Annotated in this window: 1 protein-coding gene; it reads left to right on the forward strand. The window is 48.5% G+C overall.

Annotated features, from left to right (window positions below):
- Positions 1-540 (forward strand): radical SAM protein (locus R7P74_RS28760; RefSeq protein WP_318124103.1); only part of this gene is annotated, 540 nt, incomplete at both ends.

Raw genomic sequence — 540 nt, forward strand, 5'->3', positions numbered from 1 at the left:
AGTGATGACGCAGAAATCAGCATTGAAGTAGACCCGCGTGAAATTCAGATCACCATGTTGGATCATCTTCGCAGTGAAGGCTTCAACCGCTTGAGCATCGGCGTTCAGGACTTCAACAAAGAAGTGCAAAAACTGGTTAACCGTGAACAAGATGAAGAATTCATCTTTGCGATGGTGGCACGTGCGAAAGAGTTGGGTTTCCGTTCGACCAACCTCGATTTGATCTACGGTTTGCCGAAGCAGACCAAAGCCTCTTTTGCGAAGACGTTAGAACAAGTGCTGGAAATGCAGCCGGGTCGTCTGTCGGTCTTTAACTACGCACACATGCCGCAATTGTTTGCTGCGCAGCGTAAAATTAAAGACGAAGATTTGCCAAAAGCAGAAGAGAAAATGGCAATTCTCCAAGACACGATCGCAACTTTGACGGGTGCTGGCTACCAGTTCATCGGCATGGACCATTTTGCGATGCCTGACGACGAACTCGCCGTTGCGCATCGTGAAGGAGTGTTGCATCGCAATTTCCAAGGTTACACCACTCGA

This window comes from Vibrio sp. 2033, from assembly GCF_033339735.1.